22 protein-coding genes and 1 pseudogene are annotated in these 24,102 nt (G+C 73.2%); 10 read left to right on the top strand and 13 right to left on the bottom strand.

Annotated features, from left to right (window positions below; translation table 11 throughout):
* Positions 1-25: 25 nt before the first annotated feature.
* From ACYVMZ_RS26925 to ACYVMZ_RS26935, 3 genes are all read left to right on the top strand, one after another.
* Complete coding sequence (locus tag ACYVMZ_RS26925) at positions 26-1,429, top strand: serine hydroxymethyltransferase (RefSeq protein ID WP_461084025.1); 1,404 nt, start codon at positions 26-28, stop codon at positions 1,427-1,429.
* A gap of 14 nt (positions 1,430-1,443) precedes the next feature.
* The gene (locus ACYVMZ_RS26930; RefSeq protein WP_461084026.1) at positions 1,444-3,924 is read left to right on the top strand and encodes a non-ribosomal peptide synthetase; all 2,481 of its coding nucleotides are present in this window, start codon (positions 1,444-1,446) and stop codon (positions 3,922-3,924) included.
* A 79-nt stretch (positions 3,925-4,003) separates the two neighbouring features.
* On the top strand, positions 4,004-5,206 hold the full coding sequence (locus tag ACYVMZ_RS26935; protein ID WP_461084028.1) for an MFS transporter: 1,203 nt from the start codon (positions 4,004-4,006) through the stop codon (positions 5,204-5,206).
* Between the two features lie 46 nt (positions 5,207-5,252).
* On the opposite strand, the gene ACYVMZ_RS26940 is transcribed toward ACYVMZ_RS26935, so the two are convergent.
* Positions 5,253-5,642, bottom strand: a complete 390-nt coding sequence (locus tag ACYVMZ_RS26940) for a cupin domain-containing protein (RefSeq protein ID WP_461084030.1) — start codon at positions 5,640-5,642, stop codon at positions 5,253-5,255.
* A gap of 91 nt (positions 5,643-5,733) precedes the next feature.
* Complete coding sequence (locus ACYVMZ_RS26945) at positions 5,734-6,630, bottom strand: alpha/beta hydrolase (RefSeq protein ID WP_461084032.1); 897 nt, start codon at positions 6,628-6,630, stop codon at positions 5,734-5,736.
* Positions 6,631-6,747: 117 nt separating this feature from the next.
* Here ACYVMZ_RS26945 and ACYVMZ_RS26950 point away from each other — a divergent pair, with 117 nt between their 5' ends.
* The 3 genes and pseudogenes from ACYVMZ_RS26950 (at position 6,748) to ACYVMZ_RS26960 (ending at position 9,526) form a co-directional block, all read left to right on the top strand.
* A complete protein-coding gene (locus ACYVMZ_RS26950; protein WP_461084034.1) occupies positions 6,748-7,782 on the top strand; it encodes a PucR family transcriptional regulator in 1,035 nt (344 codons plus the stop codon).
* A gap of 161 nt (positions 7,783-7,943) precedes the next feature.
* Positions 7,944-8,936: a hypothetical protein gene (locus tag ACYVMZ_RS26955; protein ID WP_461084036.1), complete on the top strand. Its 993-nt coding sequence runs from the start codon at positions 7,944-7,946 to the stop codon at positions 8,934-8,936.
* 213 nt (positions 8,937-9,149) lie between these two features.
* Positions 9,150-9,526, top strand: a pseudogene (locus ACYVMZ_RS26960) (peptidase inhibitor family I36 protein).
* Between the two features lie 84 nt (positions 9,527-9,610).
* Here ACYVMZ_RS26960 and ACYVMZ_RS26965 read toward each other — a convergent pair.
* Positions 9,611-9,757 carry a hypothetical protein gene (locus tag ACYVMZ_RS26965; RefSeq protein ID WP_461084038.1) on the bottom strand — a complete coding sequence of 49 codons (147 nt, stop codon included), beginning with the start codon at positions 9,755-9,757 and terminating at the stop codon, positions 9,611-9,613.
* Between the two features lie 168 nt (positions 9,758-9,925).
* Here ACYVMZ_RS26965 and ACYVMZ_RS26970 point away from each other — a divergent pair, with 168 nt between their 5' ends.
* Entirely contained in the window at positions 9,926-12,712 is a 2,787-nt protein-coding gene (locus ACYVMZ_RS26970) for a SpoIIE family protein phosphatase (RefSeq protein ID WP_461084040.1), read from the top strand.
* Positions 12,713-12,857: 145 nt separating this feature from the next.
* On the opposite strand, the gene ACYVMZ_RS26975 is transcribed toward ACYVMZ_RS26970, so the two are convergent.
* The 4 genes from ACYVMZ_RS26975 to ACYVMZ_RS26990 form a co-directional block, all read right to left on the bottom strand.
* The gene (locus ACYVMZ_RS26975; protein ID WP_461084042.1) at positions 12,858-13,166 is read right to left on the bottom strand and encodes a hypothetical protein; all 309 of its coding nucleotides are present in this window, start codon (positions 13,164-13,166) and stop codon (positions 12,858-12,860) included.
* A 19-nt stretch (positions 13,167-13,185) separates the two neighbouring features.
* On the bottom strand, positions 13,186-13,599 hold the full coding sequence (locus ACYVMZ_RS26980; RefSeq protein ID WP_461084044.1) for an SRPBCC family protein: 414 nt from the start codon (positions 13,597-13,599) through the stop codon (positions 13,186-13,188).
* A 152-nt stretch (positions 13,600-13,751) separates the two neighbouring features.
* A complete protein-coding gene (locus tag ACYVMZ_RS26985) occupies positions 13,752-14,174 on the bottom strand; it encodes a DUF350 domain-containing protein (protein WP_461084046.1) in 423 nt (140 codons plus the stop codon).
* A gap of 199 nt (positions 14,175-14,373) precedes the next feature.
* Complete coding sequence (locus ACYVMZ_RS26990; RefSeq protein WP_461084048.1) at positions 14,374-14,628, bottom strand: EF-hand domain-containing protein; 255 nt, start codon at positions 14,626-14,628, stop codon at positions 14,374-14,376.
* A 264-nt stretch (positions 14,629-14,892) separates the two neighbouring features.
* On the opposite strand from ACYVMZ_RS26990, the gene ACYVMZ_RS26995 reads away from it, so the two are divergent.
* The 3 genes from ACYVMZ_RS26995 to ACYVMZ_RS27005 are packed head-to-tail and all read left to right on the top strand — an operon-like array spanning position 14,893 to position 17,608.
* Positions 14,893-15,834, top strand: a complete 942-nt coding sequence (locus ACYVMZ_RS26995; protein WP_461084050.1) for a metal ABC transporter solute-binding protein, Zn/Mn family — start codon at positions 14,893-14,895, stop codon at positions 15,832-15,834.
* 20 nt (positions 15,835-15,854) lie between these two features.
* Positions 15,855-16,730, top strand: a complete 876-nt coding sequence (locus ACYVMZ_RS27000; protein WP_461084052.1) for a metal ABC transporter ATP-binding protein — start codon at positions 15,855-15,857, stop codon at positions 16,728-16,730.
* Entirely contained in the window at positions 16,727-17,608 is an 882-nt protein-coding gene (locus ACYVMZ_RS27005) for a metal ABC transporter permease (RefSeq protein WP_461084054.1), read from the top strand. The genes ACYVMZ_RS27000 and ACYVMZ_RS27005 overlap by 4 nt, the downstream gene beginning before the upstream one ends.
* A gap of 72 nt (positions 17,609-17,680) precedes the next feature.
* On the opposite strand, the gene ACYVMZ_RS27010 is transcribed toward ACYVMZ_RS27005, so the two are convergent.
* The 6 genes from ACYVMZ_RS27010 to ACYVMZ_RS27035 form a co-directional block, all read right to left on the bottom strand.
* On the bottom strand, positions 17,681-18,454 hold the full coding sequence (locus ACYVMZ_RS27010; protein WP_461084056.1) for a class I SAM-dependent methyltransferase: 774 nt from the start codon (positions 18,452-18,454) through the stop codon (positions 17,681-17,683).
* Positions 18,455-18,549: 95 nt separating this feature from the next.
* The gene (locus ACYVMZ_RS27015) at positions 18,550-19,767 is read right to left on the bottom strand and encodes an aminotransferase class V-fold PLP-dependent enzyme (protein ID WP_461084058.1); all 1,218 of its coding nucleotides are present in this window, start codon (positions 19,765-19,767) and stop codon (positions 18,550-18,552) included.
* 1 nt (position 19,768) lies between these two features.
* Positions 19,769-21,100 (bottom strand): pyridoxal-phosphate dependent enzyme, encoded by a 1,332-nt coding sequence (locus ACYVMZ_RS27020; protein WP_461084060.1) that lies wholly within the window; start codon positions 21,098-21,100, stop codon positions 19,769-19,771.
* Entirely contained in the window at positions 21,097-22,566 is a 1,470-nt protein-coding gene (locus tag ACYVMZ_RS27025; RefSeq protein ID WP_461084062.1) for a Y4yA family PLP-dependent enzyme, read from the bottom strand. Before ACYVMZ_RS27025 ends, ACYVMZ_RS27020 begins: the two co-directional genes overlap by 4 nt.
* A 255-nt stretch (positions 22,567-22,821) precedes the next feature.
* Complete coding sequence (locus ACYVMZ_RS27030; protein WP_461084064.1) at positions 22,822-23,235, bottom strand: hypothetical protein; 414 nt, start codon at positions 23,233-23,235, stop codon at positions 22,822-22,824.
* On the bottom strand, positions 23,232-24,038 hold the full coding sequence (locus ACYVMZ_RS27035; RefSeq protein WP_461084066.1) for a class I SAM-dependent methyltransferase: 807 nt from the start codon (positions 24,036-24,038) through the stop codon (positions 23,232-23,234). Before ACYVMZ_RS27035 ends, ACYVMZ_RS27030 begins: the two co-directional genes overlap by 4 nt.
* Between the last annotated feature and the right edge of the window lie 64 nt (positions 24,039-24,102).

Here is a 24,102-nt window from a genome sequence, read left to right on the forward strand (position 1 = left end):
CCCATGACCACCCGGGAAACCAGCCATGACCATCAAAAGCCCGTCTCCCACCCGTCCCACCTCCACGGCACCCCCCGTCACCGCCCCGGGCGCCCACCGCCGGCTCCTCGACCGGGGCCTTGGCACCCTGCCGGACGACGACCCCGCACTGGCCGGCCTGCTGGACGCCGAAGCCCGGTACCAGCAGGAGAACCTCGCCATGGTCGCCTACGCCAGCCTCGCCCACCCGTCCGTCCTGGCGGCGGCGGGCAGCGCGCTGTCCAACGTCACCGCCGAGGGCTACCCCGGCGCCCGCTACCACCCGGGCAGCCGCTGGTTCGACCAGGTCGAACGGCTCGCCACCGACCGGGCGGCGGCGCTGTTCGGCGCCCGGTACGCCAACGTCCAGCCGCATTCGTGCTCCTCGGCGAACCTGAGCGTGCTGTTCACCCTGATGCGCCCCGGGGACACCCTGCTCGGCCTCGACCTCGACGCCGGCGGCCATCTCACCCACGGCGCGCCCGCCTCGGTGACCGGCCGCTGCTTCCACGCGGTGCACTACGGCCTGGGCGCCGACGGCCGCGTCGACCTGGAGCAGGTCGCCGACCTGGCCCGCAGGCACCGGCCCAAGGTCATCGTGGCCGGAGCCAGCGCCTACCCCCGCACCTGGGACTACGCCGCCTTCCGGGCCGTCGCCGACGAGGTGGACGCCTACCTGCTCGCGGACATCTCACACATCGCGGGCCTGGTGGCGGCCGGGGCCCACCCGAGTCCCGTCGACATCGCCCACGTCACCACCACGAGCACCTACAAACAACTCGCCGGACCACGCGGCGGCCTCATCCTGCTCGGAGCGGCGGCGGACACGGCACCGGGCGCGGCCGGCCGTACGCCGCTGGCCGAGCGCATCCAGCGGGGCGTCTTCCCGCGGACCCAGGGCACCCCCGACGCGGCCGCCATCGCCGCCAAGGCGCGGGCTCTGGGCCTGGCCGCACAGCCGCGGTTCACCGCGCTGGCCCACCGGATCAAGGCGAACGCGCGCGCCCTGGCCGACGCCCTGTCGGCGCGCGGCCACCGGCTGGTCAGCGGCGGCACCGACAACCACATGGTGCTGCTCGACCTGTCCGGCGGCACGGTGACCGGAGCCGCCGCCGAGGAGGCCCTGCAGGACTGCGGGATCCTCGCCAACCGCAACCGCGTCCCGGGCGACACCCGGCCGCCCCTGGTCACCAGCGGGCTGCGGCTGGGCACCAACATCCTCGCCCAGCGCGGCATGGGCCCGTCCGACATGGCCGTCTGCGCCGACCTGGTCGACACCGTCGTACGCGGCCTGCGCGCGCGGCACGGCGGGAGCCACCGGCTCGATCCGGCGGTCCGCGACCGAGTGCGTGCCGCCGTGCGGGAGCTGTGCGACCGCTTCCCCGTGCCCCTGTACCCCGCTGCCCGCTGAGAAGGGACGTCACCATGCAACCACTGCTGCTCCCGGTGGCCCGCGAACCGGCGACCGCCGCCGGCCCGCCGGGCTCCGGCACCGCCTCGGTGCACCCCGTGCGCCTGCCGGCCCAGTGGCTGCGGCCGGCGCCGGACGGCACGGGAGTCCCGGGGCTGGCCGAGGCCACGGCGGTCTGCGCGGTGGTGCTGGCCCGCCACGCCGGCGCCGACGGCTTCGTGCTGCCCGTGCTGCCCGCGGGACCTCAGGCCCGGCCGGCCGCCGTGCCCGTGGACCTCACCGGGAACCCGACGTTCCGGCAGCTGCTGACGCAGGTGCGCGCCGCCCTGTGCGCCCCGCGGGACCCGGGCGGCGCTCCGGCCGGCGGCGGCCCCGGCGAGCCCGGTCCGGGCACCGGCCTGCTGCCGGTCCGGGTGACGGCCTGCCGGGGGCCGGACCTCGATGCCGCCGCCGACCCCGGCCGGCTCACCCTCGCCGTCACCGCCGCCGACGGGCCGGAAACCGCTGCCCGGCTCCTCGCGCCCCCCGGTGCGCTGTCGCCGGACGCGGCCGGGCGGCTCGCGGGCCACCTCGGTGTGCTGGCGGCCGCCGCGGCCGCCGCACCGGACACCCCGGTGGCCGGCCTGCCCCTGCTCACCGCGGCCGAGGAGCGGCTGATGCTGGGGGAGTGGAACCGTACGGCCGCCGATCTGCCGCACGACCGCTGCCTGCACGAGCACTTCCAGGACCGGGCCGCCGCCCAGCCGGAGGCGGTGGCCGTGTGGGAGGGCGGCAGGCCCACCACCTTCGCCGCGCTCAACCGGCGCGCCAACCGGCTCGCCCGCCGGCTGGTCGGCCTCGGCGCGGCTCCCGGGTCCGTCATCGGCATCGCCCTGCCGCGCTCCGCCGACCTGCTGGTGTCCGTGCTGGCCGTGCTCAAGGCCGGCGGCTGCTATCTGCCGATGGACCCCGACTACCCGGCCGAGCGGCTCGCCCTCCTGCGCCGCGACGGCCGCTGCGACGCCGTGCTGGCCTCCGCCGCCACGGCCGCGGCGCTGCCCGACGGGCCCGGCCGCGTACTCCTGGTCGACGACACCGGCGACGAACCGCCGGAACCGGCCGACGACCTGCCGCGGCGCGCCGGACCGGACGACCTGTGCTACGTCATCCACACCTCCGGCACCACGGGCGAACCCAAGGGCATCGAGCTGCGGCACCGGGGCGTGGTCAACAACCTCACCGACCTCAACGGCCGCTTCGGCGTGGGCCCGGGCGACGCGGTCCTCGCCCTGTCCTCGCCGGGCTTCGACATGTCCGTGTACGAGTTCCTGGGCGTCACGATCGCCGGCGGGACCGTCGTGGTGCCCGACCCCGAAGGCGTGCGGCGGCCGGCGCACTGGGCGGAGCTGATGCGCGCCCACGGCGTCACGGTGTGGAACTCGGCGCCCGCTCTGCTCGAGCTGTTCGTCGAACACGCCGAGCGGACCGGGCTGCGGCTGCCGGGACTGCGGCTGGCGATGCTGGGCGGCGACTGGATCGGCGTCACGCTGCCGGACCGGCTGCGGGCACTCGCCCCGCGGGTGCGGGTGGCCGCCCTGGGCGGTGCCACCGAATCCTCCATCCACTCCACGCTGTACGAGGTCCCGCCCACGGGCCCACCCGACTGGCCGAGCGTGCCGTACGGCCGTCCGCTGGCCAACCAGCGTCTGTACATCCTCGACCCCGGCGGGCAGCCGGTCCCCGTCGGTGTGCCCGGCGAACTGCACCTCGCGGGGACCGGGCTCGCCCGCGGATACGCCGGCCGGCCGGAACTGACCGCCGAACGGTTCTGGACCTGGCACCACCCCGCGGTGGGCGAGGAGCGGCTCTACCGCACCGGCGACCTGGCCCGCTACCACCCGGACGGGCTCGTGGAACTCCTCGGCAGGCTCGACTTCCAGGTGAAGATCAGCGGGGTCCGGGTCGAACTCGGGGAGATCGAGCACCACTTGCGGCAGGTGCCCGGCGTACGGCAGGCCGTCGCCGTCGCGACCGGCGGACGCACCGGCCGGCAACTCGTCGGGTACGTCGTCCCCCGCCCGGGGGACACGGTGCGCCCCGAGGCGGTCCGCGCGGAACTGGCCGCCAGGCTGCCCGCGGCCCTGGTGCCGGGTACCGTGATCGTCACCGACAGCCTCCCGCTCAGCCCCAACGGCAAGGTCGACCGGCGGCGGCTGGCCCAGGCACCTCCGGGCCCGCCCGGGATCCGCCCCGAGCGGACCGCGGCGCACGGGGAGCCCGGGAGGCACGACGGACACGCGGATCCGGAGGAGCAGCGGGTGGCGGCGGTGTGGGCCGAGGTGCTGCAGGTCCCGCCGCCGGGGCCGGACGCGGACTTCTTCGCCCTGGGCGGTGACTCGTTCCGGGCGATCCGCGCCATGAGCGCGCTGGCGCCGGACCTGCCGCCGACCGAGTTGTTCCGCCACCCGACGGTCGGCGCGCTCGCCGCCCGGCTGCGCGCGGTGAGGCACCCATGACGGACGTCCACGGGGGAACCCGACGCGCCCACGGGGGCCGGTGCGGGCCCTGGCCGCGTTCGTGGAAGGGAGGGCCCTGTTGGGCACGGAGGTGACCGCACGACCGGCGGGATACCGGCAGGTGATGTCGGTGCCCTGGTGGCGGCCCTGGGCGCTGACCACACTGCTGAGCCGGATCCCCGACGCGATGGCGCCGCTGGCGCTGGTGCTGCTGGGCCATCAGACGGGATCGTTCACCGTCGGCGGACTGGCCTCCGGCGCCCACGCCATCACCGAGGCCGCGCTGGCGCCGTGGCTCGGCGTGCTCGCCGACCGGTGGCGCGGCCACCGCTACGTGCGGGTGGCGCTGGTCGTCCGCGCCGCCGCCTACACCCTGCTGGCCGCCACCGCCAGCGTGCTGCCCGCCGCGGCCCTGGTGATCCTGGCGGGCGTGGCGGGCGGCATCGGGGCCGGAGTGCCCGGACAGCTCAGAGCGCTGCTCGCCCGCACCATGGACCCGCCGCTGCTGCACCCGGCGATGAGTCTGGACACCACGCTGCTGGAGCTGGCCTGGACCGTGGCCCCGGTCGGCGTGTCCGTGCTGGTCGCCGTCGGCGACCCCCGGCTGGCGGTGGCCACCATGGCCGTGCTGGCCGCCGCCGCGGCACTGGCCTCGCTGCGCCTGCCGGCGGCACCGTCCGACGGTGACGGGGCCGACGGCGCCCGGCGTTCGGGAATGGCGCTGGGCCCGGTCCTGCTGCGCGCGGCCCTGCCCTCCCTCGCACTGGCCCTGGTCGGCGGCTTCGCCGGCGGCGTCCTGGACACCGCGGTGCCACCCGTCCTGGACGCCTCCGGTTCCCCCGCCTCGCTCGCCGGGGTCCTGTTCACCGGCTACTCCATCACCAGCGTCGTGGGCGGGCTGATCTACGGGCTGCGTCACTGGCCGGGCAGGATCCACCGCCAGGCGGCGGCGCTGCTGGCGGCCCTGTGCCTGGTACTGCTGCCGGCGGCGCTGGTGCCCAGCCTGCCGGTCATCGCGGTGAGCATCGTGGCGGCGGGGCTGTTCGCCGCGCCGCAGCTCACCGCCCGCTCTCTGACCCTGCAGCGGGACCTGCCGGAGTCGGCGTGGAGCGCCGGGTTCTCCGCCCTGTACGCCGCCAACGGCGCCGGGTACGGCCTGGCCGGTTTCGCCGTCGCCGCCCTGCTCCCCCTGGGCGCGCACTTCGCCTTCGCCGTGCCCCTGGCGGTGTGCATCGCCGCCGCCGTCGTCGCCTTCCTCCCTTCAGGAACCGCCCGTTCCTGAAGGGGGCGGTCTCGTACCTCCACCGGCGCCACGACCCGCCGCCCTTCTAGGCGTCGGCTCGCTTCTCCAGGCGGCTGCCGCGGGGCAGGGTGAGCGACATGATGTCGCTGGGGGCGTCCAGCGCGATGCGGTGCCATCGTCCGCGCGGCACGATGACCGCGGTTCCCGCCGCCAGCTTGATCTCCTCCTCCGCGTCTCCGGGCTGCTCCGGACGGAGACAGAGGCGTATCCCGCCGGTGAGACAGGAGACGACTTCATCCGCGTCGGGGTGGACCTCCCAGTGGTCGGCGTGGACGTCGGCGTCGGTCTCCACATGGAAGGTCATCAGCTGCCAGCCGTCCCGCTCGGGGTCGAACACCGGCTGTTCGGCGCGCACTTGGCCGCCCTGCCGGAGGTGGAGGAAGGAGGAGAAGAGATCGATCGGGGTGACTGTCATGCCGGGACGTCCTTCCTGTGGTGATCTCGGTGATCTTTCGTCGGTCAGGTTCGTGGCACGGGGGTGGTCGGCTGGGCCGGCGGTGACCGTCTCACTCGGCCAGGGCACGGCGCAGGGCTGAGCTGAGTTCGGCGATCTGCCGCTGCGACACCTCGGCGGACAGGATCGCCTGCGATCCGTGGAACGTGCCGGGCCACTGGTGCAGCTCCACCGACACGCCCGCCTGCAGCAGCCGCAGCGCGTAGGTGATGTCTTCGTCGCGGTTCGGGCAGAACTCGGCGGTGGCGAGGTAGGTGGGTGGCAGGCCGGACAGGTCGGCGGCCCGCGCCGGGGCGGCGTACGGCGTGGCGGGCTGGGAGCCCAGGTAGTGCCGCCACGCTGCGGCGATCTTGTCGCGGTTCATCCAGGGCGTGTCGGTGAAGTGCCGCGCCGACCATGTCTCCTGCCGGTCGTCCAAACTCGGCTGGTTGAGCAACTGGAAGCGGATCGGCGGCCCCTGCTGGTCGCGCGCCCGCAACGCCACCCCGGCCGCGAGTCCCGCACCGGCGCTGTGACCTCCGACCGCGATCCGCTCCGGGTCGATGCCGAGCTCGGCGGCGTGCTCGGCCGCCCAGGTCAGTACGGCGTAGGTGTCGTCCAGGGCGGCCGGGAACGGGTGCTCGGGGGCCAGGCGGTAGCCCACCGAGATCACCGTCGCGCCGGAGGCGTCCGCGAGCCGGGCGGCCCACGGGTGCTCGGTGTCCAGGTCACCCATGACCCATCCGCCGCCGTGCAGCCACACGATGGCGCCCTGCGCCCGGTGCGGGCGATACAGCCGCACCGGCACGGCCGGATCGGCGGGCACCGTGCGGTCCTCGATCTCCAGTCCCGCGGTGTCCGGCGCCGGCACCGCCGCGGCCAACGCGGTGAAGTTCTTGCGCTCGGTGACCGGGTCGGTCAGGTCGGCGCGGGGGAACAAGGGGATGAATGCTTCCAGTTCGGGATCCATGACGGCCATCCTCACGGCTGCCACCCGGCGAGGTCATCCGCCGACCGTCGGCCAACTCGCCCGGATCACGCACCGATCGGCGCTCTCCGTCCGCCACGGAGCACCTATCCTCCTGCCATGGAGGCACTGGCCGCACGGCTGTCGCACCTGGATTCCCAGGCCGAAGGCGCGATCCGCGTCGTCATGTTCTACGACACGCTCATGCGCCGCCGGGTGGATCTCCCGGCGCTCGCCCGGGCCTCGGCGGGACTGGCCGAGTGCGTGACCGGGATCCGGCTCCACGGCACGGGCCGGACGATCCGCGTCTCGTCCGACGGCAGGCAGGCCTCCGCCCCGCCGCCGCCCGCGTCCACCACGATGCCCATCACCCTCGACGAGGAGGAGATCGGCACGGTGTGGCTGGAACGCCCCGGCGCGCCCGGCCCGCTGGACGAACTGCTGCTGGACCGGCTCGCCATCGCCGCCGCCGCGGTCGTCGAGCGGTACGGCCCGGCCCGCACCACCATGGCCGACCCCGCCCTCGTCGAACTGGCGATCAGCCCGGACAGCGACGAGGCGGCCAGAGCCCGGGCGTTACGGCTCCTGGGTTTCGCCGCCGACCTGCCGGTCCGCGTCGTCGCCGTACGCTCGCGGCTTCCCCTCGACCAGGTCGGCCGGCTGGTCTGCCCGGCCCGCCCGGTGAAGGCGGCACCACTCGCCGACGTGGGCGTCATCCTGGCCACCACCGTCGACCCGGCCCGGTTCCCGGCAGGCGTACGCGCGGGCATCGGCGCCGCCGAAAGCCCCGACCGGTCCTGGCAGCAAGCCCGCACCGCCCTCCGCTTCACCACCCCCCGCGAACCCGTCATCGGCTACGACCACCTGGGCGCGCTGGCGCTCCTGGCCGAGACGCCCCCAAACGCCGCGCGAGACAACGCCGACGTCGCCGCGATCGCCCGCATGGCCGGCAACCCCCAAGACCTGGAGACGCTGGACGCGTACTGCGCCACCGGCTCCCTGCGCCGGGCCGCCGACCTTCTCCACCTGCACCACAGCAGCGTCGCCCGCCGGCTCGAACAGACCGGAAAGGCCCTGGGCATCGACCTCACCGAGCCCACCGGCCTGATACGGGCCAGGCTCGCCCTGACCGCGTGGCGGCTGCTCGACGACTGAGGAAAAGGACCAGGCGCGCGGCCGGGCCGGCTGCGGCCCGGCCCTATGACGTCCGAGGGTCACAGCCTTCTCCCGCTCCCCTCTCATGGGAGTCGAGCCGACGGGGGAGTCGGAGGACGGCTGATCCGGCCTCAGGGGCCGGACGGGGCGGAGGGGTGACCATGGTGGGGGCTTCGAGGTTCGTTTCCACGGTGGCGCTGTGGATGTGCGCGGCGACCCTGGTGGGGGGCTGCACGCAGGAAGCGGGTCAGAACGATGCGGGAAACCCGCGCCCCGTACCGCGCTCCTCCCGTGCCCAGGACGACCTGCTCAAGAGCGCCGAATCCGTGCTGGTACGGCGTTGCCTGACCGGCCGCGGGGTGACGCCGCCACCGGCGCCGCCGCGCGACTCGGCGCACGGAACCGGATCCGGCGGCGGTGCCGCCCAGGACGGCACGTCCGGGCGGCAGCGGGAGTTCCCGTACGGGATCGACGACCCCGCCTGGGCCGCCGAGCACGGCTTCGGCAGCGCCGCGGGCACCACAGACCGGCCCCGCACCGACCAAGCCCGCACGTCTCCGCAGAGGCAGGCCCCGCAGCGCACGCCACAGGCACAGCAGACGCCGCGGTCCGCCGAGCGGGCGGCGCAGCGGCGACAGCGGCTGGTCGACGCGCTGTTCGGCACCGGACGCCGTGAACTGTCCACCCGGACCGCCACCGGACACCTCGTCAGGGCCCACAGCGACGGCTGCCTCGCCGAAGCACAGCGCGTCCTGTACGGCGACCAGGCGCGCTGGTTCCGCACCGAGGTCGCGGTCAACAACCTCCAGGCCGCCGCTCACCACCGCGTGATGCGGGACCCCGCCTACCGCGCCGCGCTCGCCCGCTGGGCGCGCTGCATCGCCCCGGTCCACAAGGCCGAGGACCCCGGGCGGCTGCGCAGCGCGTTCCAGGACCGCGCCCGCGGTCTCGAACCGCGTCGGGCGGCGGCTCTGCAGCGGCGCTTCGCCATGGCCGAGGCACGCTGCGTACGCAGCACGGACCTCGCCGACACCGGCACGCGGCTGGAGAAGCGCCACGCGGCCGACCTGCGCGCCGAGTACGCCGACCGGATCGCCGACCATCAGCGGATGCGCGAGCGCGCCCTGCGCCACGCCCTCCGGCACGTCCTCTGAGACGCCCCCGGTCGAGACACCCGGCGGCCCGGCAACACCTCAGCACGTCGGCGGCCGCCGCGTGCCGCGGTAGCCCACGCCACCGCATCTCGACAGCCAGACTCCCGGAGCCCCGGCCGACCGGCCGGCAGCCACCGGGTCCGGCGAGTGCGCCCCCGTCGGAGACCACTCGTCGCCCCACCGCACCGCGTTCCACACGGAAGGACCGACATCATGCGCAAGACCTTCATCACCGCGGCCGGCGTGCTCCTCGCCGCCGGCGCCGCCCTGGCCACCGTCCCCGGTACGGCCCAGGCCGCCGCCCCCTGTGCCTCCGGCAGCTTCTGCGCCTGCACCGACGCCGACTTCGGCGGCCTGGCCGTGGGCTGGACCGGTGACGACGGCTGGTGGGAGAGCAACATCGCCGACCAGGACAGCTCGTGGGCCAACCACGGCATCTCCGGCCCGGGCGTCAAGGACCATGTCAAGGTCTACGCCGGCGCATGGCAGGGCGGCGGCGTCACCGTCTGCCTGACCCCGGCCAGGAGGTCGGCTACAACGCCACCGCCAACGACCGCGGCGACTCCCACACCTGGACCTCCGGCTGCTGAACGCAGTGGATGCCCGACCCGGGCGTGACTGCGCGGCCCGGCCATATGGGTGTGCCGGACCGCGCAGGTGGTGTGGTGATGCGGTCAGCGGCGGCCGCGGAGCCTGCCCAGCAGGCGCTGGGCCTGGGCCCGGCGCCGGGGGTCGGCCGCGGCACGCCGCGCCTGGCCGGCCGTACGTCGCCCCTGTGGGCTCCTGGCGAACCGCTTGATGCGCTCCAGCATGCCTGGCATGGCACTCCTTTCCTCAGGCACCGTGCTTGTCCCTCCTTCAGGCCGGTTACCCCCCACGGGACGGATCAGCCCTGTCACCTCTGGGGAAGCCCGGTTCACCCCTGGCAAAGCCCGGGGCGGCACGCATACCGGTCGCCCGCGAAGGAGGCGCAGTGCTAGAAATGGGACATGATCGGACGTTCCCTCCGGTCCCGGGCGAGACAGGCGCCGTCGTTCGGCGAACGGCGGTCCCCTGACCCGTCCCGCCGTGCGCCGTCGTGGCGTTCCCCCGGACGCCGCCTCGCGCCGTCCCTGAGCGTCCGTACGCTCGCCGCGCAGGTCTTTCTGCTGCAGGTCCTCATCGTGCTGGTGCTCGTCGCGGCGGCGGTCGCCGCCCTGGTCGTACAGGGGCGGTACGACGGCGAGCGGGGCGCCGTCAACCGTTCCCTGGCGGCGGCGGAGGCGTTCGCGCACGCGCCCGGCACGGCGGACGCGCTGCGGTCGCCGGACCCGACGGCACGGCTGCAGACGCCGGCGGAGAACGCCAGGCGGGCATCCGGCGTCGACTTCATCACCGTCCTGGACAGGCAGGGGGTGCGGCTGACCGACCCCGAGCCCGAGCTGATCGGCACGAAGGCCGAGGGCGTCGGCCGGGCCGCCGCGGGGGAGAGCTTCACCGAGACGTTCCACGGCGAGCCGACCGACGCCGTGCGGGCGGTGGCGCCCGTGACCGACGAGAGCGGGCGCGTGGTCGGCATGGTCAGCGCCGGGATCCAGTTCGAGACGCTGGGGCACGTGCTGAACCAGCAGGTGCCGGTGATGCTGGGCTCGGCCGCGGCGGCGCTGGCGCTCGCGACCGGGGGCACGGCCATGGTCAGCCGGCGGCTGCGCCGGCAGACCCACGGTCTGGGACCGGCCGAGATGACCCGGATGTTCGAGCACCACGACGCCGTGCTGCACGCGGTGCGCGAAGGGGTGGTGATCGTCAGCGGCGACGGGCGGCTGCTGCTCGCCAACGACGAGGCACGCCGGCTCCTGGACCTTCCGGAGGACGCCGACCAGCGGCCGGTGAGAGAGCTGGGACTGGCCCCCGGTCTGACGCGGCTGCTGGTGTCGGGCGAGGCCGTCTCCGACGAGGTCCTCCCGGCCGGTGAACGGCTGCTGGCGGTCAACACACGGCTCACCGAGCCCTACGGCGGCGCGCAGGGCCTGGTGGCCACCTTCCGCGACACCACGGAGCTGCGGGCCCTGTCGGGCCAGGCCGAGGTGGCGCGGGGCCGGCTGACCCTCCTGTACGAGGCAGGGGTGCGCATCGGCACCACGCTCGACGTGCGGCGTACCGCGGAGGAACTCGCCGAGGTGGCGGTCCCGCGCATGGCGGACTTCGTCACCGTGGAACTGCTCGACTCCGTGCTGCGCGGCGAGGAGCCCACCGGCGCCGTGAACCGGATGCGGCGCACCGCGCTGCGCGAGTCCCAGACCGGGCATCCGCTCCAGCCGGTGGGAGACCTGATTCAGTTCGTGGTGGCCGACACACCGATGGTGGCGGCACTGCAAGGCGGCAAGGCCGTGCTGGTGCCGAACCTGCACACCGCACAGGACTGGCGGGCCCACGATCCGCAGGGGGCACGCCAGGCGCTGAACTACGGCATCCATTCGCTGATCACGGTGCCGCTGCGGGCACGGGGCGTGGTCCTCGGCATGGCCAACTTCTGGCGGGGCGCAGGCTCCCCCGCGTTCGAGGAGGAGGACGTCGCGGTCGCCGAGGAGCTGGTGGCCCGGGCGGCCGTCGCGATCGACAACGCACGCCGGTACTCCCGCGAGCACGCCATGGCCGTCACCCTGCAGCGCAGCCTGCTGCCCCGGGACATTCCGGAGCAGGACGCGCTGGAGATCGCCTGGCGCTACCGGCCGGCGCAGGCCGGCGTGGGCGGCGACTGGTTCGACGTCATCCCGCTGCCCGGCTTCCGGGTGGCGCTGGTCGTCGGCGACATCGTGGGGCACGGGCTGCACGCCGCGGTGACCATGGGAAGGCTGCGGACGGCGGTGCTGAACTTCTCGTCGCTGGACCTCCCCCCGGACGAGCTGCTCGCCCGTCTCGACGAGATGGTGACACTCCTGGACACCCAGACCGCGAACGCCCACAGCGACGCCGCGCCGGTCACGGGCGCCACCTGCCTGTACGCCATCTACGACCCGGTCGGCGGGCACTGCACCCTCTCCCGCGCCGGGCACGTCGCACCGGCCGTGGTCGATCCCCGGGGCAGGGTGACCTTCCCCGACCTGCCCTTGTCGCCGCCCCTGGGAGTGGGCGGGCATCCCTTCGAGGCCGGCGAGCTGGACCTGCCCGAGGGCAGCCGGCTCGTCCTGTTCACCGACGGTCTGATCGAGGACCGCAGACGCGACATCGACGAGGGTCTGGAGCTGCTCCGCTCGGCTGTCGCCCATCCGGGCCAGACACCGGAGGAGACCTGCCGGGCCCTCATGGACACGATGCTGCCCGAGCACCCGAGCGACGACGTGGCGCTCCTGGTCGCCCGGACACGCCTGCTCGATCCGTCCCGCATCGCGGCCTGGGACGTGCCGTTCGACGCGAGGGCCGTCTCCCGCCTCCGTACGGACGTGAGCCGCCGGCTGGACGGCTGGGGGCTGCAGGAGTCGTCCTTCACCACGGAACTCATCCTCAGCGAGCTGCTCACCAACGCGATCCGGTACGGCGCTCCGCCCGTACGGGTCAGGATGCTGCTGGGCCGCACCCTCGTCTGCGAGGTCTCGGACGGCAGCAACACCTCACCCCGGCTGCGGCGCGCCGCCACCACCGACGAAGGAGGCCGCGGCCTGTTCCTCGTCTCGCAGTTCGCGGACCGGTGGGGCACACGCTACGTCGCGAACGGAAAGGTGATCTGGGCCGAACAGACGCTGGGCCGCACCCCGGAACCGGACGTGACCCCGCTGATCGACGAGATGGCCTGGTGACGCCGCTCGGTGTCCGAGGCCGGGCCAGGAACCACCGCCCGAACACCCACGCAACCGGCTGGTCGGGCCGGAGAGTGACGTGCGGAGCGGCCGTCTCCGGCCCGGTGTCGTCTCGGCCGTCTGTGAGCAGCGGACACGCCGACGCTCACGGTCGCGGGTTGGTGCGGTGCCACCGTGGGCGTGCGTCACCGCCGCGGCGTCCGGCGACCGAGGCGCAGCGCGGGCACTGGCGCTGCACCCGGTCCGCCGCGCCGCCGGACTCGGGGAAGGTGTCCGACCAGGTGACGTGCGGGAAGCGGACCAGCTGGGAGCGGCTCAGGGACAGCCCGCAGACGGTCTGGTTCAGGCCCGGCTCCCAGGCGTGGACCTCCCCGGCGGGCAGGCGGCGGCGGCCCTCCTCCTCGTCGGTCCACTGTCCGGAGGCGGCGACGGCGTACCGCTTGACGCGTGCCATGGCGTGCGCGGGCCGCCGGTCAGCCGGCCGCGTTGTCGACCCGTAGCCGCACCTGCTCCTCCAGGCGCTGAAGGCTGGTGTCCAGGGCGTCGCGTACGGCCTCCTCGCCCGGGTCGTGGCTGTCGTCGAAGAACGACAGGTGCACGGTCACCTCACTGGCGCCGCTGCCGATGCCGGCGACCTGGAGCCAGCCGGTGTAGCTGCCTCGGTCGCGGGTGCCCCATTCGAGCCGCATCTGGTCGCGCTGCGCCCGCAACAGGGCGGGGGTGTCCTCGTCGGTGCGGTCCTCGTGCACGGTGACGGCGGGCGGCTCCCCGGCGTCGACGTGCAGGGCCTCCGGCAGCCAGGCATCCAGCTGGTCGACATTGGCGGCCTGGTCGAAGACGTGCTCGGGCTGTGCGGGCATCGTGCGTGAACGTTCGTACTCGGTCATCGCGATACCGTCCTCGGCTGGGTTTCGTACAGCGGAACGCGTGCCCGGACCCGCGCGCCGAGGCGTCGGGTACCCAGCGGCTCGGGCCGTGAATCAGTTCCGGTCCGTAGGGCGCCCCGGCCCGATCCCGTCCCGCTCGTCGGGAGACCGTGTCAGGCGATGGAAGCCGAGATGACGGCGGACACAGCGAGGTTGCAGGATGCCGTCACCCAGACCGCGGGGTGAGGTTCCGGCTCGACCAGTGTCGCGCCCAGGCGTCCCGGCGTGATCAGGTCCACCACCAGGAACGCCACAGCCATCATCACCAGCCCCAGCAGCCCGAACGCCGCGGTCGACACCAGTCCCTTGCCGAAGTCCTCGTACGTCGTCCAGATGGAGGTGAACACGATCCCGCCGATACCGAGCAGCGAGGAGCTGAGCACCGTGGCGGCGTTGCGGTTGCGCTGCTCCCAGATCTGCCGGCCGAGCTTTCCGGGCGTCAGCACGTCGACCAGGACGATGCCCAGGACCAGCAGGACCAGGCCCAGGGCGCCGTAGGCGGTGGCTCGGCCGAGTCCGTTGACGATGTCGCTCATGGTGGGTGCCGACTCCGTAGCGTGAGGGATCGTGAATGATCGCGGTCAAGGAGAGGCAAAATGTAGCGCACCGGTTCGGCCCCTGTTCGGCACGGCCGGCAGTCCGCTGCGGCAGCGGCGGTGCAGAAGACGGAGGTGCCCCGCGGTGGCCAACTGCTCCTGTCGGGGCGGCGATACGGCGCCCCGCAAGGTGGATGTGTCAGCTCCAGCCGAACCGGCGGTCCACCTCCGCGGCGAACTCCTCCAGGGTGAGCACGGCATCCCCGTTCTGGTCGGCCGCGTCGAACAGCGCGGAGGCGGCGTCGGCGTCCTGCACTCCCCACACCGGCAGAACGCCCGACGCGGCCAAGGAGGGCCCCTTCGTCCGCAGGGCGACGATCACCTCTTCGCGGGTCAGGATCCCGTTCCGGTCGAGGTCGAGCGCCTCGAACAGTATCCGGGCCTTGTCACTCATACGTCGTCCTCGTCTCGTCGTCGGCAGACCCCGCTCACCACGGATGACGCCTTCCACACCTGACGGGTTCCCCACCGTCCGAGTCGGCCGCACCCGGGGAGCCGTAGCCGCGCAGGCCGAGGCGACGGAAGTTGAGTTCTTGGTAAGGATCCCCGTATCGGATGGCCGGAAGGTGGTCTTGACATCCATTGCCATCTAGCGTGTGCCGAAGCCGGGACAGGCTGAGCTCGGCGGACAACTCACTTCACTGCGGAGGGATCCTCCATGCGCGCGTCCTCGTCCCGGCGTCTGGCGCCACTCATAACCGGCGTCTCCTTGGTGGTCCTGGCCGGATGCGGCGGCTCGTCCGGTTCCGGCACCGGCACCGGTGCCTCTCAGAGCCCCGCTGCCTCGTCCGCCATCCCGGTGGTGGCCTCGACGAACGTCTACGGGGACATCGTCGAGCAGATCGGCGGCGGGAAGGTGAAGGTCACCTCGATCATCAGCGACCCGGACCAGGACCCGCACTCCTACGAGGCCAGCACCCAGAACCAGTTGGTGCTGTCCAAGGCGAAGGTCGTCGTCGAGAACGGCGGGGGTTACGACGACTTCATCGACCGGATGCTCAAGAGCAGCGACAACTCGTCGGTCGAGGTCGTCAACGCGGTCAAGGTCTCGGGGAAGACCGCTCCGGCGGGCGGGGAGCTCAACGAGCACGTCTGGTACGACTTCCCCACGGTCGGCAGGCTCGCCGACCGCCTCGCCGCCGTCCTGGGCAAGGCAGACCCGGACGACGCCGCCACCTTCACCGGGAACGCGAACGCCTTCAAGGCGAAGCTGAAGCCGCTGGAGACGAAGGAAGCGGAGATCAAGAAGGACCACGGCGGCGAGGAAGTGGCCATCACCGAGCCCGTGCCGCTGTACATGATCGAGGCGAGCGGGCTCAAGAACGCGACGCCCCAGGAGTTCAGCGAGGCCGTCGAGCAAGGTGACGACGTCTCCCCGAGGACCCTGCGGGACACGCTGGCGCTGTTCACGGACAAGAAGGTCAAGGCGCTCGTCTACAACGCGCAGACCTCCGGCCCGCAGACCGAGAAGGCCGAGCAGGCGGCCAGGACCGCCCGGATTCCCGTCGTCCCCGTCACCGAGACCCTGCCCCATGGCCAGGACTACCTCAGCTGGATGACCGCCAACGTCGACGCGCTCGCCGGCGCGCTGGGCAAGTGAGGCGGCCCACGGTGGCCTCCTTGCCCCGTGCCCGCGAGGGCAGGGCCGAGGACCGTGGCGCGGACGCCGCGCTCATCAGCCTGCGCGGCGCGGCCCTGTCCTACGGCGAGCGCGTGCTGTGGCAGGGGCTGGATCTGGACGTACGGCCCGGGGAGTTCCTGGCCGTGCTCGGGCCGAACGGATCGGGCAAGACCAGCTTCGTACGCGCCCTGCTGGGCGGGCGGCAGCTGTCCGGCGGCACGCTCACGGTCCTGGGCCGCCCGCCCCGCAAGGGCAGCCGGCACATCGGCTACGTCCCGCAGCAGGCGACGCTGCCCGCCCACGCGATGCTCCGCGCCCGGGACCTGGTCCGCTTCGGCATCGACGGACACGGCTTCGGACCCCGGCTGCGCACCGGCGCCGTGCGCCGCCGGGTGGACGAGGTCCTCGACGCCGTCGGGGCCGCCGCGTACGCGGACGTCCCCGTCGGCCTGCTCTCCGGCGGCGAACGGCAGCGCGTACGCATCGGACAGGCGCTGGCGACCGACCCGCGGATCCTGCTCTGCGACGAACCCCTGCTCTCCCTCGACCTGCACCATCAACGGGCCGTGACGGAACTGGTGGACGCCCGGCGCCGCTCCCACGGCACGGCGGTGGTCTTCGTCACCCACGAGATCAACCCCGTACTGGGACTGGTGGATCGCGTGCTCTACCTCGCCCGCGGCGGCCACCGGGTCGGCACGCCGGACGAGGTGCTGACCTCCGAGGCGCTGTCGCGGTTGTACGGCACGCAGGTCGACGTCGTCCGCGTCCGGGACCGGATCACGGTCGTGGGCGTGCCCGACGAAGTGACCGAGCCGCCGCACCATCCGGAACCGCCGCACCATCCCGAACTGCCGCACGGAGTACGGCCATGACCCTCGCCGACGGGATCTGGCAGCAGATCTTCAACTTCGCCGACTACGGAGAACTGCTCGCCCTGGTGCGCAACTCCCTCATCGCCGGCGCCGCGCTCGGCCTGGTCGGCGGCCTGGTGGGCGTCTTCGTGATCATGCGGGACCTGCCGTTCGCGGTGCACGGTATCAGCGAGCTGTCGTTCGCCGGCGCCTCGGCCGCCCTGCTGCTGGGGGTGAACATCGTGGGCGGCTCGATCGTCGGATCGCTGATCGCGGCCGGGACGATCGGTCTGCTCGGCTCCCGCGCCCGGGACCGCAACTCGGTGATCGGCACTCTCATGCCGTTCGGCCTCGGACTGGGCGTGCTCTTCCTCGCCCTGTACAAGGGCCGGGCAGCGAACAAGTTCGGCATCCTCACCGGGCAGATCGTCGCCGTCGACACCCCGCAGATGTCCTGGCTGCTCGGCACGTCGGCCGTGGTGCTCCTGGCGCTGGCGGTGATGTGGCGGCCGCTGGCGTTCGTCAGCGCCGACCCGGAGGTGGCCGAGGCGCGGGGCGTGCCGGTCCGCGCCCTGTCCTTCGCCTTCATGATCGTACTGGGGCTCGCGGTCGCGCTGTCCGTGCAGATCGTGGGGGCGCTGCTGGTCCTCACCCTCCTCGTCACCCCCGCGGCCGCCGCGGCGCGGATCACGGCGTCCCCCGTGCTGCTGCCCGTGCTGAGCGTCGCGTTCGCGGTGGCCTCCATCCTGGGCGGGATCCTGCTCGCCCTGGGCAGCAGCATCCCCATCAGCCCCTACGTCACCACCATCTCGTTCACGATCTACATCCTCTGCCGACTGATGGGCACCTACCGGACCCGGCAGTGGGGCGCCGGGCGAACCGTTCCCGAGCCCCGGTGATCAACGCCTTCCTCGGCTCCTCGCGTAGCTCGTCCGGCGACCGGACGGGGACCGGCCGGCGCGGCAGGTCGTCTAACGGGTCGCCACCACGACGTAACTGTTGCCGTACTGCCAGACGGGACCGGCATGCGCGAACCCGGCCTGCCGTAGCAGCCGCAGATGCGTGGACAGCGGCAGGCCGGGGCCGGTTCCCGCACGCGTGCCGTCGCGTGGCTGCCGGCGGCGGCGTTCGGCGAGGAGGTCCGCCAGTTCCGGGTCGTCGGCCACGGCCGCCCACCAGGAGTCCCAGTCCTCGTGGGTGAACGCCTGCTGCCGCTCCGCCCGGCGTCGTGCGACGTGGGTGACGATCCCGGCGGCCCGGGGGCTGCCCTCCGGTGGCAGGTGGTCGCCGTTGACGAGGACTCCGCCGGGACGCAGCAGCGCGGCGAGTTGCCGGTACGTGCGCCGCAGATCGTCCTGGGCGAGGTAGTGCAGCGCGGTGGTGGACACGGCCGCGTCCAGCGGGCGGTCCAGGCCCAGTGCCCGGATCCAGCCGGGCTCGCCGATGACCGCCTCGACATAGCGGGCGGCGGCGCCGTGATGGGTGCGGGCCAGCTCCAGCAGCAGGGGGTCCAAGTCCACGGCCACGATTTCCGCGTCCCGCAGTCGCCGGGCCAGTCGTGCCGCCAGAGAGCCGGGGCCGCAGCCCAGGTCGAGTACCAGGGGCGTGGCGGGGCTGTCGGCCGTGATGTGCTCGACCACGTCCGCGATGACCGTGAACCGCTCCTCGCGGCCGACGGCGTACCGCTGCTGCTGGCGTTCCCAGCGTTCCACCCACAGCTCGGCCGTCGCCATGCTCAGCCCCATCCGGTCGTGCCACCCTCGCCGTTCGCACCTGTCTTCCGGGAACTCTCGCACCCTACAGGTGGAAACGGTTCTCATTCACATCTGGCGCGGCCATCTCAGTGAAGGCCGGCGAGTACGGACAACAACCGGTCGATTTCCTCAGGGGTGTTGTACACGTGCAGGCTGACCCGTACCGATCCGGTCGTCTCACCCGCGCTGCCTTGGCAGTGGTGGTCCGAGCGGACCATGAAGCCGTGGCTGAAGAGGATGAAGCCGAGGTCGCCCGAGTCGATGTCGCGGTGCCGGAAGGTGACGATGCCCTGGCGCTGCTGGACGGGCGAGTCGGCGGCCAGGCTGAGGTGGCAGCCGAGGATCTCGTAGGCGTCCAGGTGGCGCAGTCCCTCGGTGAGCCGGGCCGCCAGGGCCACCGTCCAGCGCTCGACGCGGTCGGTGCCTGCGGCCTCCAGCCAGTCGAGCGCGGCGGCGAGGGAGGCGATGCCGGTGGTGTTCGGGGTGCCGTTCCACCCGCCGGGGGAGAAGGCCGGTCCACGTGCCTGCCGAGCCCAGACCGCGCCCGTGCCGGGCAGGGCCAGGGCCTTGTGCCCGGAGAAGACGACGAAGTCCACGTCCAGGTCGGCCACGGACACCGGCAGGTGGCCGATGCTCTGGGCGGCGTCGAGGCAGATGACCGCGTCCGGGCCGACCGCCTGGCGGATGCGGTGGACGTTCATGTTGCCGCCGTAGACGTGGTGGACGTGGGTGGTGGCGACGAACCGGGTGCGCGGCCCGGCCAGTTGTGCCAGTGCGAGGTGGTCGTAGTCGTGGGAGCCGGGCTGGTACGGCATCGGACGGACGTGGACGCGCACCCCCTGACCGGCCAGGAGTGCCTGCGTCTCCAGCCAGGGCGCGATGTTGGCCTGGTGGTCGGCGACGGGGGCGACGATCTCGTCCCCGTCGGTGAGGTACGAGGTCAGCCAGTCGCGGGCGATCGTGCGCAGCCCCTCGGTCGTGCCGCTGGTGAAGTACACGCCGGAGCGTTCCGGAGCCGGGTCGGCCAAAAACTCCCTGACGCGGTCCCGGGTCCGCTCCACCAGTTCCGTGGTGCGGTTGGCCCAGGTGTAGGTGCCGCGCCCGGCGTTGGCGTTGGCGGTGGTGAGGTACGTCTGGACGGCGTCCAGCACGGACTGCGGTTTCTGGGCGGTGGCGGCACTGTCCAGGTAGGCCAGCTCCGGATGGGCCGTGATGATCGGGAACTGGCCGCGCAGCTCGCGCTGCCAGTCCCGCAGGTCGTCGGGGAAGACCATGCCGTTGCCCCGGGCCGAGGTGACGGTCATGTCAGTCCCGTACCAGGGGAGCGCCCGCATCGCGCCAGGCGACGATGCCGCCGGCGAGGCTGCGGACGTCCGGATGTCCCATGCGGGTCAGCAGGGCCGCGTACCGGGCGGACTTCTCGCCGACCGGACAGGCCAGCAGCACCGGCCGGCTCCGGCTGAAGGGCAGACCGCCCCGCACGAGCTCGTCGAACAGCTCGTCGACGATGTTGACGGACCCGTCGATGTGCAGCGCCGCGTATGCGAACGGGCTGCGCAGGTCGACCACGAGCGGCTCGCCGGTGGCGATCCACCGCTGGGCGTCCGCCACACCGATGGCAGGGGCGGCGCTCACTTCGGCGTCGGACAGATCGGCCACCGAGTTCTTCCTCCGGGGCCGGCCCAGCAGGTCGGGCCGCCGCTGCCGGACGTAGCTCAGATAGCTCTCCACGCGGTCGCAGACGATGAAGACGGCCGTCCGGCGCTCCGCCTGACGCTCCGTCAGCTGTGCGTCCACCTCGCGCAGATGGCGGATCGCGCCGAAGTAGGCGGCTCCGCCGGTGGGGCCGGCCAGCATCCCGCAGCGGCGGACCAGGGTGAGCATCCCCTCGATGGCTTCGTCCGCGCTCACCGTCTCCATCACGTCGTAGGTGTCCGGGTCGAACAGGCCGACCTCCTGGACCTCGTCGATGGTGCGGATGCCCGGTATGAAGTCGGACTTGCCCCCGACCAGCCCGACGACCCGAACCTTCGGGTCGTGCTCGCGCAGCACCCGGGCCACGCCGGTGGAGGAGCCGGCGGTGCCCACGCAGGCGATGAACCAGTCCGGAGCCCGGCCGTCCAGGTCCTTGACGATCTCCGGGCCGGTGCCGGCCAGGTGCGCTTCCGTGTTGCGGGGGTTGAAGTACTGGTCGGTGTGCAGACAGGCCGTGCCGGACTCGGCGAGGGTGCGGTGGAACAGGGTCAGCGGGTCGTCGGTCGCGGTCGGGTCGAGGCACTCGCTCTGCCCCGGCAGCTCCTCGATCTGAGCGCCCAGCAGCAGGAGCAGGTCCTTGATCTCCGGCACCCTCATACGGTTGGTGACGCTCTTGAAGGTCAGGCCGTGCATCCCCGCGATGACGGCCAGCGCCTTGGCCGTGTTGCCGCTGGAGAGTTCGACGATCTGACTTCCGTGCTCGACCGCGTCGTCCAGATGGGGACGCGCCATGTTCCAGGCGGCCCGGTCCTTGACCGAGCCGAAGGGGTTGAGCATCTCCAGCTTGGCGAACAAGTCGATGTTTTGCAGGCCGGTGACGTCCGGATCGATGCGCACCAGGGGAGTGTTGCCGATGACCTCGGTGATGCTGTCGTACCTCACTGATGTCCCCCCGAGGGCGTGGTCGGCCAGTACTGTTCGTCGAGGCTCCAACGCCATGAGCCGCCGTCCTGCCAGGCGGCGACCTTGCGGGCGACGGGCTGGTGCTGTGCCTGGCCGGCGTGGAAGTCCATGGCGTAGCCGGCGGTGTTGGCGAAGACCATCAGATCGCCCGGTTCCGGCCGGCGCGGAAGGAACACGGTCCGCCGGGTGATCAGGTCGCTCTCCAGGCAGAGGCTGCCGAAGAGATGGACACCGACGGGCCCGGTGCCGGAGCGGACCGCGGTGCCGTCCCTGGGGACGACGACGGGGTCCAGCAACACCCCGTGGTCCTCCAGGGCCACGTCTGCGGCCTTCAGCGCCAGCCGGACCAGCAGGGCATCGCCGGTGCCGGAGTCGCGCACCTCGAGTACGGTCGCCAGCGTGACCCCGCACTGGTCCACCAGGGCCCGCCCCGGTTCGACGTACAGGTCGTACAGGTACTCCAGCAGCAGTGCGGCCAGCGGGCGGCCACCGAGCGACGCGGCGGGCTGCGCCAGCAACTCGTCCAGATACCGCTCACCGGCGACCGGCCGGTGAGCCGGGTACAGCCCCAGCGTTCCGCGCACCGTGCCGCCCTCGTTGCGCAGCCCGTAACCGTGCCCCTGCCAGGTCAGGGGTGGGCGCCTGCCCAGCACGGCTTCCGTGAGCTCGGTCGTGTACCGCTCCCACTGCTCCCGGTCCGCCAGGTAGTTGACGCCGAATCCGCCGCCGATGTCCACGGCCCGCGGACGCAGCCCGCGGCTCCGGCACGCCTCCAGCACGGCCAGGCAGCCCTCCAGGGCCGTGGCCTTCTCGGTGAGACTGGTGGTGTCCAAGTGGTAGGCCACGCCGGTCAGTTCGACCGTGTCCCCGTGCCGTTCGACGGTCTCCAGCAGCGTGTCGAGGTCGTGCACGGGCGAGCCGAAGCGGCTGCGCCGGCTCAGCACCCGCACGCCGGATGCCTCGAATCCCGACAACCGCAGCATGACGCGGGCCCGGGGGAGTGCGTGCTTGCGGACGAGACCGGCGAGCTCGTCCAGTTCACCGGCCGAGTCGACGCTGACGGTCACTCCGGCGCGGGCCGCCAGCCACAGGAACTGAGGGTTCTTGGGCCCGGTGGCCACGATCCGGTCGGGCACGAAGCCGGCGCCGAGAGCGTGCTGCAGTTCGCCCAGCGACGCCACGTCCACGCCCGCGTCCGTGGCGGCGAGCCGCCGCAGCAGGGAACTCGACCGGTTGGCCTTGTGGGCGAAGAAGACCTGGCCCGACAGGTGGTGCCTGCGGTAGACGGAACGGAACCGCTCGAGGTTCTCGGCGATCTGGTCGGGCACGAGCACGTTGAGCGGTGATCCCAGCGCCTGGGTGAGCATGTGCAGGAAGTCGGGGGCTTGGAGAAGGGACCGCAACCGGGCACCGAGCCGGGGTGCCAGGTACAGGGGCCTGCCCATGCGTGTCCCTCCCCCGAGAACGCCAAGGCCCGGCATGCCGAGCGCGGCCGACGCTTCCTCCTGCGGTTCGCCGTATAGCACCTTTCCCTCACGTGCGCCCTCTTACGCCCCGGGCGCCGGTGTCGTACCGCAAGGGGAGGGGTAACGCCGCGGCCACGGTGGCGCTCGGCGGTGTTCACATCAGGGCGTCTGCGGGGAGGGCGGCGCGAAGGCGCGTCCCCCTGGTGTGTGACGACCGTGCCCGCTGCCGCTGTGCTACCGCTCCGGGCGGTGTGACGGTTGTACGGCCAGCAGCCGACGCGGAGGTCGGCGCCCTTGGTTCAGGCCCTCCGCCAGCCAGTCGGCCAGGGCCTCGGCCTGCGCCGGATCCATGAGCGGGCCGAAGGCCAGGGCGGGGCCGAGCGGTGTGCGCTCCCGGGTGCACGGCTGGACCACCACCCGGTGGCCGGTGCGCGGCACCTGATTGCCCTCGTGGTGCGGGCAGTGCAGGTGCCGGCCCAGGCAGCCGGTGGCGACGAGCAGCCCGAACGGCGCCCTCCGGGTGGCGCCGCGCAGTGCTTCGAGCACGCGGCCGTCCGCCGCGCCGCAGCCGCCCTCGGCCCGGCAGACCGCGGCCGTGAAGCCCTCGGCGGCCTGCCGGGTGGCGGTGTGAGGCGGCCTTCGCGTCATGCCACGGCCGTTCCGGTCAGGATCCGTACGTCCAGATCCGTCACCGACGCCGCCTCCAGCGCGGCCGTGAAGCGCGTGCGGACGCGTTCCACCGCGGCGGGCGCGAGCCCGGCGAGCAGGGCGCGAGTGCCGCTGCCCACCGCCAGGTCCCAGGCGGTCGCGGGGGTCAGCGGCACGGCGAGTTCCCGGCGTACGACCCGGGGCTCGTGCAGCCCGAGGCCCTCCAGCCAGGCGGCGAGCGCGTCGGCGGTGTCGATGCGGGCCAGTTGGTCCGACTGCGCGGAACCCGGCCATTCCCGCTCCGTCTCGACCGCACCCTTGAACGCCTGCCCCCAGCCGCCGAGCGCTCCCTTCTCCCATACGGTCACCGCGAGCCGGCCGCCCGGACGCAGCAGCGCCACGAGCTTGGCGGCATCACGGTCCATGTCGGGGAAGAAGAACACGCCCAGGGCGCACTGCACCAGGTCGTAGCCGCCGTCCGGTGCCGACCAGGCCGTCACGTCGTGCTGGTGGAACCGCACATTGGTCAGCCCCTCCTGCCGCGCGCGCTGCTCGCCGAGCGTCACGAGGGCGCCGGAGAGGTCCACCGCGTCGACCAGCCCTCCGGGGCCGACGGCACGGGCCGCGGGCAGGGCTGACGCTCCGGCCCCGCAGCAGGCGTCGAGCACCCGCTCGCCGAGGGCCGGGGCCGACACCTCCGCCGTGGCCTGCCCGACCTGGTCCCACAGCAGCGGTGACCAGCGGTGGAACTCCTCGGCGCCCGCGCTGAACACCTCTCCGACGGCGGCCTGTTGCTCGGTCACGGGAACCTCACCTTGAAACGATTGTCATGAGCGAAGAAGCCTACTTTCAACGGTGCTCGTTGAC

It is taken from the genome of Streptomyces deserti (genome assembly GCF_054782695.1).

What these genes read in the sequence shown, in the direction of transcription:
- ACYVMZ_RS26990 (WP_461084048.1), bottom strand. Translation starts at nt 14,628, where the DNA reads ATGAGTGACAAGGCCCGGATACTGTTCGAGGCGCTCGACCTCGACCGG.
- ACYVMZ_RS26925 (WP_461084025.1), top strand. Translation starts at nt 26, where the DNA reads ATGACCATCAAAAGCCCGTCTCCCACCCGTCCCACCTCCACGGCACCC.
- ACYVMZ_RS26970 (WP_461084040.1), top strand. Translation starts at nt 9,926, where the DNA reads ATGATCGGACGTTCCCTCCGGTCCCGGGCGAGACAGGCGCCGTCGTTC.
- ACYVMZ_RS27010 (WP_461084056.1), bottom strand. Translation starts at nt 18,454, where the DNA reads ATGGGGCTGAGCATGGCGACGGCCGAGCTGTGGGTGGAACGCTGGGAA.
- ACYVMZ_RS26975 (WP_461084042.1), bottom strand. Translation starts at nt 13,166, where the DNA reads ATGGCACGCGTCAAGCGGTACGCCGTCGCCGCCTCCGGACAGTGGACC.
- ACYVMZ_RS26955 (WP_461084036.1), top strand. Translation starts at nt 7,944, where the DNA reads ATGGTGGGGGCTTCGAGGTTCGTTTCCACGGTGGCGCTGTGGATGTGC.
- ACYVMZ_RS27030 (WP_461084064.1), bottom strand. Translation starts at nt 23,235, where the DNA reads ATGACGCGAAGGCCGCCTCACACCGCCACCCGGCAGGCCGCCGAGGGC.
- ACYVMZ_RS27025 (WP_461084062.1), bottom strand. Translation starts at nt 22,566, where the DNA reads ATGGGCAGGCCCCTGTACCTGGCACCCCGGCTCGGTGCCCGGTTGCGG.
- ACYVMZ_RS26945 (WP_461084032.1), bottom strand. Translation starts at nt 6,630, where the DNA reads ATGGATCCCGAACTGGAAGCATTCATCCCCTTGTTCCCCCGCGCCGAC.
- ACYVMZ_RS27015 (WP_461084058.1), bottom strand. Translation starts at nt 19,767, where the DNA reads ATGACCGTCACCTCGGCCCGGGGCAACGGCATGGTCTTCCCCGACGAC.
- ACYVMZ_RS26940 (WP_461084030.1), bottom strand. Translation starts at nt 5,642, where the DNA reads ATGACAGTCACCCCGATCGATCTCTTCTCCTCCTTCCTCCACCTCCGG.
- ACYVMZ_RS26965 (WP_461084038.1), bottom strand. Translation starts at nt 9,757, where the DNA reads ATGCCAGGCATGCTGGAGCGCATCAAGCGGTTCGCCAGGAGCCCACAG.
- ACYVMZ_RS26950 (WP_461084034.1), top strand. Translation starts at nt 6,748, where the DNA reads ATGGAGGCACTGGCCGCACGGCTGTCGCACCTGGATTCCCAGGCCGAA.
- ACYVMZ_RS26980 (WP_461084044.1), bottom strand. Translation starts at nt 13,599, where the DNA reads ATGACCGAGTACGAACGTTCACGCACGATGCCCGCACAGCCCGAGCAC.
- ACYVMZ_RS27005 (WP_461084054.1), top strand. Translation starts at nt 16,727, where the DNA reads ATGACCCTCGCCGACGGGATCTGGCAGCAGATCTTCAACTTCGCCGAC.
- ACYVMZ_RS26995 (WP_461084050.1), top strand. Translation starts at nt 14,893, where the DNA reads ATGCGCGCGTCCTCGTCCCGGCGTCTGGCGCCACTCATAACCGGCGTC.
- ACYVMZ_RS26930 (WP_461084026.1), top strand. Translation starts at nt 1,444, where the DNA reads ATGCAACCACTGCTGCTCCCGGTGGCCCGCGAACCGGCGACCGCCGCC.
- ACYVMZ_RS26985 (WP_461084046.1), bottom strand. Translation starts at nt 14,174, where the DNA reads ATGAGCGACATCGTCAACGGACTCGGCCGAGCCACCGCCTACGGCGCC.